General features: G+C 36.2%; 8 protein-coding genes. All 8 read right to left on the reverse strand.

The features are described from left to right. On the reverse strand, positions 1-1,039 hold a 1,039-nt coding region (locus ACEW8U_RS11750; protein WP_373522235.1), incomplete at its 3' end, for a glycoside hydrolase family 130 protein. 389 nt (positions 1,040-1,428) lie between these two features. Further along, a complete protein-coding gene (locus ACEW8U_RS11755; protein ID WP_373522236.1) occupies positions 1,429-1,629 on the reverse strand; it encodes a DUF2281 domain-containing protein in 201 nt (66 codons plus the stop codon). Positions 1,630-1,875: 246 nt separating this feature from the next. Next, a complete protein-coding gene (locus ACEW8U_RS11760) occupies positions 1,876-2,304 on the reverse strand; it encodes a hypothetical protein (RefSeq protein ID WP_373522237.1) in 429 nt (142 codons plus the stop codon). Next, positions 2,301-3,398 (reverse strand): GTPase, encoded by a 1,098-nt coding sequence (locus tag ACEW8U_RS11765; RefSeq protein ID WP_373522238.1) that lies wholly within the window; start codon positions 3,396-3,398, stop codon positions 2,301-2,303. The genes ACEW8U_RS11760 and ACEW8U_RS11765 overlap by 4 nt, the downstream gene beginning before the upstream one ends. Then, positions 3,379-4,503 (reverse strand): YcjF family protein, encoded by a 1,125-nt coding sequence (locus tag ACEW8U_RS11770; RefSeq protein ID WP_373522239.1) that lies wholly within the window; start codon positions 4,501-4,503, stop codon positions 3,379-3,381. The genes ACEW8U_RS11765 and ACEW8U_RS11770 overlap by 20 nt, the downstream gene beginning before the upstream one ends. 55 nt (positions 4,504-4,558) lie before the next feature. Next, a complete protein-coding gene (locus tag ACEW8U_RS11775) occupies positions 4,559-4,783 on the reverse strand; it encodes a DUF6140 family protein (protein ID WP_373522240.1) in 225 nt (74 codons plus the stop codon). Positions 4,784-5,080: 297 nt separating this feature from the next. Beyond that, positions 5,081-8,083 carry a histidine kinase gene (locus ACEW8U_RS11780; protein WP_373522241.1) on the reverse strand — a complete coding sequence of 1,001 codons (3,003 nt, stop codon included), beginning with the start codon at positions 8,081-8,083 and terminating at the stop codon, positions 5,081-5,083. After that, a partial coding sequence (locus tag ACEW8U_RS11785) for a LytTR family transcriptional regulator DNA-binding domain-containing protein (protein WP_373522242.1) occupies positions 8,076-8,305 on the reverse strand: 230 nt, incomplete at its 5' end. The genes ACEW8U_RS11785 and ACEW8U_RS11780, both read right to left, overlap by 8 nt.

The following is an 8,305-nucleotide window of genomic DNA, read 5'->3' on the forward strand; positions in this document are numbered from 1 at the left end:
ATTGGTTTTTGAAATAAACCAATCCTTCCACAAAAGTAGTCCCATCCACATATTGACCGGATTTCTCAAAGGGCAATTCTGGTTTGATAAAAGGTGTATCCGTGCGGTCCAGTAATTTCCATGGTTCATTTTTGTCAAACAAGGCCTGCCCGCCTGTATACAACCTGTTTCCCAAATCTTTTACACCCAAAGACTGTTGATTTCCGGCATTGTAAAGCACCACAATTCCATCTTTGGTCAGCACCGGAGGTGGACCTGCCTCCACCAACCATGAATCAAAAAATCCAAGTCTTGGACTCAAAACAGGAGCCAAATTCCCATCAATGGTCTCCAATGGCCCCCAATGAATCAGGTCATCAGAAGTAGCCAACCAGATATGTGGTACCCCAAAATACATCCAGTATTTGCCTTTGATTTTTGCAGCCAGCAATTTCCCATCTTTCAATTCGGTCACAATCGCCCCCGATTTAGTTTCCTGATTATGGTACTTGCCTTCTTTGAAATCCTTAAAAATAGGACCATGTTTTTCCCAGGTTTTCAGGTCTCTTGAAGTGGCCACGGCTAATCGGGGATATTCCCTGTTCCATTGGGTATAGGTCAGTACATACAATCCGTTTTCGGTTTCAACAATTCTCGGGTCTTCAGTACCTCCCGTCCATTCAAATTCTTTTTGATTATCCTCGGAAGGAAAAAATACAGGTTCCTTCATCCTTGTGTAATCCACCCCATCTTCCGAAACCGCCAAACCCAAACGGGAAGTATGTCCACCGATTTCCAGTTCCCCTAGTTTTTCCTCAGCCCGGTACAACACATGGATTTTACCTTCTTTGATAATGGCCGCCGGATTGAAAGTAGCCATGGATTCCCATTTGACTGCTTTTCCGCTCATCGGATCCTGCCAAGATGTTTGGTCAGTGGGGGAAATAATTGGCTGTGCGTTTTCAGCCCTTTCAAAAGGGCCAAGCATCCAGGGTTTTTCTTGGGCGAGGGATGGGAGGGAGATTAGGAAAAATCCAACCAAAATAAATATTTGCTTCATCTTTAAAGTTGGGAAAGTTTTTTGACAATTAACACACCCTTACAATTTATGACAATTTAAAGTGACAGTTCCATTTAATGTGAGTGTCACTGCTAATGCCCATGTGAGTGTCTCCACTCACATCCTTAAGGTCTACACTTCTTTATAAATTAACTTTGATTTGATTGATTTCGCTTACAATTATTTGAACTATACCAAGCTCATCACTTAGAACACTCTTTAAACCTTACCACAAGGATTTTCCTGATGTCCGAACCCCATACGTGGACGAGGCATTTAATTAAAATTTACCAAACTGTAGCGACAGAATATTTGGATATGTTCTGATCAATAGTCAAAATCACCATTCAAAAACCAAAGCAAAACATGGGTATCCAAGAGTAATTCCATTACATGTATTCCTTAAAATCCTCTAACGGTTCGTCAAAATCCGGTGAAAGGATAATCTCACCTTTTGCTGAGCCAAATACAGGCTTAGGTTTTTTTTTATCCTTTTTCTTTTTTAAAAGGTTTTCGAGAAAAATCTCCACCTCCTTTTGCAAGTCTGGCGGAAGATTCTCGATTTTGGCTTGAAGTGATTTGATATTCATTGATCCTTATTTATGTAATTAAATTTAAAAATCCGCTGAGATAAATCCAAATTTTTAAAAATCCCCAAACTCTAAATCGGGTACTTTTGAAAGAGAGTTTTTTTCTCCCTTTCTAAAATAGATTTGAATTCCTGTAGGGTTTTGATAATATGAATTTAATGAAATTATCCACACTTTTCCTTAGTGAGTTTCATAACACCAAACATGCTTTCCCTTACAGATAAAAATATTCCAAAAAATAAAAGCTTACCTCGTCAGTTCCTTGACCTTTTTCTCAATAGCTGCCTTGGCTTTTTTGATATTGGCCAGGGCAAGTTTATGGTCTATCTGATGATTTTCAATATTTCTTGGATTAGCAAACCAGATTTCAGGGTCGGTTTTTCCTTTGGACTGATTAATAGAACGGAGTGTGACTGCTACATTTTCCGGGCAGTTTACCACGAGGGCAATCTGTTCGTCGGAAAGGAGATGCTTGTAAGCCGAGTGTACCCACTCTGACCCGTAAATATGTTCATAGTCATAAGGGTCGCCGCCCCAGAGAACCTTTCCAGTGTAGACATCCTGAAACAATGCCCTACCACCACCTTTGGTAACAGCCTCCTGATGCATTCTCGATTTAACCAGGCTGAATAATTTGTCGATTTCGAAGCGCATGTAGGGGCGGACGGGGTTCATTGATTATGATTTTTTTTTAATGAAATAATAAACTCCTCTAATTTTGGAAATAACTGTTCAATTTCAGAATTTAATTTATTTTCTAAGTCATTTAGATTCTCTTTTAAGTTCCCTCTAGTAGAATATTTATATACGATCAAAATCAATAATGCCAATATTGGATGAAAAGTAAATGTCGTAGAAAAAATTTGTTTTAAGTTTAAATAGTTTTCTTCAAAAAAAGAACTCGAATTTTCTTTGAAAATTTTAAGGTATTTTTGATTGGGGAGATTTGGTGGTACCCTTAAACCTTCTATTATATCTGAATAAGTATTAATAGCTTCTGACAAAACAATAAAAAAATCATCCATCTTTTCAAGATCATCTACTAACCTATTTAAACTGTCTTCTAAGTTTTTTGAGTATGGCTTTCTATCGTAAATCCATGATTTTTGTAGAAATTGTTGTTCCTTAATAACCCAGCAAGCTGTCCTTTTTTTCATTAAAAGAATAGTTTTTGCAGGTATTCTGGTAATTATTGAATTCCAAAAACCATTAATTATTTCATTTAAAACTTCTTCTCTACCAAATTTTTCTATATTTCGTCCATTTAAGAGTGTTTTAGCTTCACTACAAACTTTAACCGAAGCTACCTGTTTAATTAAATTATCATTTAAGATTTTTTGAAATGTCTCAAAGTCGTTTTGGGATAAGCTGTCAGATTTTGTAAAAATTATAACAACTTTATAATTATCCTTTAAAAAGGTATTAATTAACTTAATATCAAATGACTCAATTCTAGCGGAAGTTGCTGAAACACAATAAAAAATAGAATGAAACCACTTAGATGGATGCTTATCTAAGCTTCTTTGTTTCAATTCATCCAAAAGCTCTTTTTCCCATTTTTCAACTTTATCAAGTTCAAGACCCCAAGAGTCAAATATTCTTAAATTTAAACCATTAACCTTTTTTTCAAATTGATGAAAGCCAACTTTTGTCACAGGAGAACCTACACCTACGTCTGAAATATTTTCATCAAATAAATAGTTTAAAAAACTACTTTTTCCAACTCCACTTTTACCTAAAATCGCGATGTTATAACTGTCTTCTCTCATTATTATATTTTTCTTCTTTTAGGATATCTCCAAAAGCAGTCTCGAAATTGTTGACAAAGTCTTTTACTTTCTCCTCTTCGCCATTTATGGCTAATTCTGAGAGTAAAAAGCACATTTTAGAAACTGAAAAACCTAAAATTGAGGTGATTGTACCTGCAACAGCAGCAGAAATTGAACCGCCAACAACTGTTCCATATACTGGGATAAATTTTAGAAGATTTGCAACCAATAAACGACCTCCTTGAGAAATTAGTTGACCAACTCCAAGACCACTTATTATAAATTTAAATTGATTTTCTAACCAGTGTAAATCATAAACATTAACTATTCTAGCAATCATAGCAGCTTGACTTGCAAGTAATATCGGTGCATCTGAAAAGGGAATAGGAGAAAATCCAACAATACTATTTCCAGCCGTATGCTGTAGTAAAATACTCCTTGCCTCACTTGCTTTAATTTCTAAGTTAATTTTTTGAGCTTTAATAAATCCAAGCCGTAAAGAGGTTTCCAAGTTGTCAACAGACCATTTCATTAGTTTATTTAAATCTAAAAATTCGGGCTGAAAATCTTCGGAATTAGTTGTCAAAAACACATTTTTTGTTGCGACAATTGGAATCATTTTAGAGATCTCCTCTTCAGTTACTAAATCACATTTAGTAAAAACGACACAAATTGGAATATTTCTTTTTTGAAATTCTAAAAGTAAATTGTTGTCCCAATCGGTAACCCTGTGTCCTGAAGCTTGAATACAATACCAAACCAAGTGAATTCTGTCGGTTTCTTTTTTGCTTTGTAGACCATCAGCAAATAACATCAATTCATTAATAGTATTCTTTTGAAATTCAGAATCACCTACTTCAAACCCTACCGAATCATATAAAACCACTGGTAGTGTTTCTGATTCAAATTTTTCGATTTTACGAGTGACTGGCATTCCAACTCCTGACTTTGCAACATCTTCACCAAAAATCAAATTAATTAAAGAACTTTTCCCTGTCCCTGTTCCACCAATTATTAAAATATTAGGTTTAACAATATTTTTTGATGCCTTCTTATATTCAGACTCAAAGGTTTTGTCAAAGTTTTTAAAAGGGTCTTCTTGCATTTTATTAATTTTAAGGATTTGAATTTTTATATAAAATAAAAGTTGAGTAATGATTTCACCCCACCTTCACCACATCCAAATGCGCTGAATTCACCGCATTGGCTTTTCGGATATCCACATCATAGAGGCGTTTGAAGGCATCGACTACACGTTCTCCTCTTTCGTGGTTAAGAGGATAGTGGGCAGCATGGTCCATGACCACATCTACTGACATGCCTTTGATAAGACGGACTCCGTTGCGGTACATGGGTTGCTTGACGGTGACTTTAAAAAGTGCCATAATCTGGGTATTTTATCTAATCAAATTTATACATACTGACCAATAGCTATTTATCTAATTTATAAATGCCGTATTAATAACTATAAGTGCTGGATTTTGGAAGGTAGTCGTCGTATTCAAGCAGCAAATTTGAAGAAAAAAGGGCCACCTAGGCCCTTGAAAAATTCATGAGAATAAATTAACCTGTACGCACAGGTTAAAATACAATCCAAAGTTATTGTTTCATTGGATCATCTCTCCAACCAATTCACAACTGTAGGTATCTGACCTACAAGCGTTCCATTTACAGGAAATCAATCAGGAAATTACATTGTAGGGGAAAAGCAAAAGGATCTTGGTGCCTTTATCTTTTTGGGAATCCACCTGAATAGGGTATCCCGCTCCCATGTTGATCAAAGATATCCTTTCCCTCACCAACTTCATCCCTTTGGATTCATGAATCGGCTTATTTTTATCATCAAGTATCCCCCGCCCGTTATCGGTAATTTCCGCTAACAATAAGTATCTCTCCTTTATCTGGAAATGGATTTGTAACATGGGGTTGGGGTGTTTGGAATCAAAAGCATGAACAAAGACATTTTCTATCATAGGCTGTAAAAGCATGGGAGGAACCTCCAAGTTGTCGGGGTTGATGGATTGGTCATAGGTAATTTCCCATTTGATCCGATTGCCAACCCGTTCGTTTTCGATGGCCATATAGGACTTTAAATATTGGATTTCTTCTGAAAGCTTGATAAATCCTTTGGTGCTGTTATCCAAAGTAGTCCGCATCAATTTGGAGAATCCGCTTAAAAACCGGATAGCACTGTCTGTCTCATTTTTGAGTATAAAATATTGTATGGAATTGATAGCGTTGAAGATGAAGTGAGGGTTCATCTGACTGATAAGTGCCTGCAGTTTCGTTTCGGCTAAGCGTTGTTTCATGTTAGCTTCGTTTTGGGCACGTATAATTCTTAGCCGGATTAAATAATAAATAAATCCTGACATCAGAATACCGACTGAAAGCAAAAACCATAATTCCAGATAAAAAGGTGGGTGAATATGAAGACGGATAATAGGGTAGATGGCGGATTTCCCGGAGTGAAGGTCATAAACCTCAACTTCAATTGGGAAGATTCCGGCTTTTAAGTAGGGCAAGATTATAGTGTGTTCGGATTGAAATGGGCTCCATTCCTCATTTGAATTTAGTCGGTATCTATATTGAAGTTTCTCCGGAAATTGATGTCCCCTTACCATAAAACCCAAGGTGACAGTATTCTGATGATGGGCTAAATCCAAGGTTTTACGCTGATATTCAAACCAGGAAAAATTAGAATTGTCCATCTTATGTTGATTGATCCTTATCTCATTGATTATTAGATTCAATTGAGGCGAAGTTTCCTTGAGCAAATTGGGAAGGTCGAGTTGGTAATATCCTTCTTGTGTTCCTAAAAATAGATCCTGTCCATTCACTTTTGCAGTTTTAAAATGCTTATTGGTCAAACCCTGCTCTTCATCAAAAAATCGAACTGTTCCATTTCTGTAAACATTTAGCCCCCTTTCTGTACCAATTAATATGTAATCTTCGAACGACTCCAAAAACAGCACATTTTTCCCAATTAGCTTATCTCTTGGGATTGTCTCTCTTATTTTAAATTCCGGGTAGGTATTGGCAATAAAAATATCATCAAATTCAGATGCGATAACAAGTTTATCAGTGGAAACTAAATGTATCTGTTTGAATTTTTCTTCATCCCAAATGTCTGAAGCGAGGTAGGATAAAAAACCATCCATATTGTAATGATAGATACCATTGAATACAGATGCAAAGTAAGTTTTGTCTCCATTTTGGATGATTTTCGACACCTGAACGGGTGTGTTTTTATCAGATGGCGGGAAATACCGGTATTGCATTTTGGCTGGATTCTCATATATCCTGACACCTCCATAAGGATTTGTTTCAATCAGATTACCGTCCGGGGTAAATCCAATTTGGTAGCTATGTACCGGAAGGTAAGTCAGGATATTTCCAGTCAGATCAAATTGGTAAATCCCAATATTTGTATTTATCCACAGGTTGCTTCCAAACTGCTGTAAGTCATAAAAGATAATTTGTGAAGAAGGAATTCTGAAATCAATTTCAAAAAAATCGTCTTCATGAAGAGGAAGACTATTGGAGTTTTTGGATAAATAATCCGTAGAAAACTTTTTGAATAGGGTCTGTGGAATTTCTTTCTCAATATCTCCTTGTTTATTCAAAAAAGAAAGTCCTTGATGATGTAAAATTATTTTTTCCCCTTTCGTGAAAGCAAAACCAATCACCTCTTTTCCTCCAAATTGCTCATATCGAACTCCCGGCTCTAACTGTATTTCAAACAAGCCCTCATCTTGGGTCCCAACATATAAAACATGATCCATGGAATCGTAGGCCAAAGCAAGAATTTCTTTGGAAAAAACATTAAATTCCTCGGATAAATCTTCCATTCCCCCATCATCCAATCTGTATATTCCACCGTCTTGAGCAAATATGCCCCATGCCGCCAAGTAGATACTTTTGTTCTTATCCTGGGTTAAGTCCCAAATAATGGACTTTCCCATTGAATTTTTTCCTTCCACTGAAGATAAGAGTTCAGGAGAATGGAAGACATCCAAATATCCTTTGTTTGAAGCATAAATACGATCCTCCAACTTTGACATCGAATAAATCAATTTATGATCAGATATTTTTTTAACGATAGGATAGTCTTCTTCGGGATCCAATTGGTACACCCCAATTCCATAAGTGCTGTAATAGAGGTATTTATTATGCAGAAAAAAACCGGAAATATAACTTTGGGGATTGTCTGTAATACTTTCTTGAATTCCTGTTACCTGGTGTGTGTTGATGTCGATGATGGATAAGCCATTTTCCGTGCCTATAAATACTTTGTTTTTGTATGGAAAAAAATGGCGTATCCTGCCATCTAAAAGGCCATCAGGAATACCTAAAGAAATAAATTCGGTGCCATCAAACATGCTGATTCCCCCACCATAACTACCAAACCACATATTCCCATTCAGGTCTTCTGTTATTGCCCAACAGGAATTAAAAGCCAAGCCATCAGACTCAAAAAAGTTGCTTATTTCCCCACTTTGAAGAAGAGAAACGCCATTTTCAGTACCTATCCAAAGCAATCCTCTGGAATCTAAAAACAAAGATTTGACGGCATTATTGGAAAGTCCTTCCAATGTGGTATAATTCTTTGAAGGCACCATCTGAGCTGCTACCACCAAGGGCAGCAACAATGCTAGGAATGTTTTTATAACAAAAAGTCTAGGCAAAATGTCTGAATAAGTCTGGAGATTTGCGAATAGAGACAGATAAGTGTTTCCCGTTTTTCAAGAATAAATAATTGTTTTTCTTATCATATCGGTCAATTTTTTTGATGTTGACCACAAATGAATGATGAATCCTGATAAATTGATTAAGTGGTAATTTCTTTTCGATCCAACCTAAACTTTTTGAAACCAAAAGATTGCTCCCATCAGCTTTAAAAATTTTGG

Source organism: Aquiflexum sp. (genome assembly GCF_041751335.1).
Lineage (GTDB): Bacteria > Bacteroidota > Bacteroidia > Cytophagales > Cyclobacteriaceae > Aquiflexum.

Coding starts and splice junctions, on each gene's coding strand:
- ACEW8U_RS11760 (WP_373522237.1), bottom strand. CDS start 2,304: ATGAACCCCGTCCGCCCCTACATGCGCTTCGAAATCGACAAATTATTC.
- ACEW8U_RS11775 (WP_373522240.1), bottom strand. CDS start 4,783: ATGGCACTTTTTAAAGTCACCGTCAAGCAACCCATGTACCGCAACGGA.
- ACEW8U_RS11755 (WP_373522236.1), bottom strand. CDS start 1,629: ATGAATATCAAATCACTTCAAGCCAAAATCGAGAATCTTCCGCCAGAC.
- ACEW8U_RS11770 (WP_373522239.1), bottom strand. CDS start 4,503: ATGCAAGAAGACCCTTTTAAAAACTTTGACAAAACCTTTGAGTCTGAA.
- ACEW8U_RS11765 (WP_373522238.1), bottom strand. CDS start 3,398: ATGAGAGAAGACAGTTATAACATCGCGATTTTAGGTAAAAGTGGAGTT.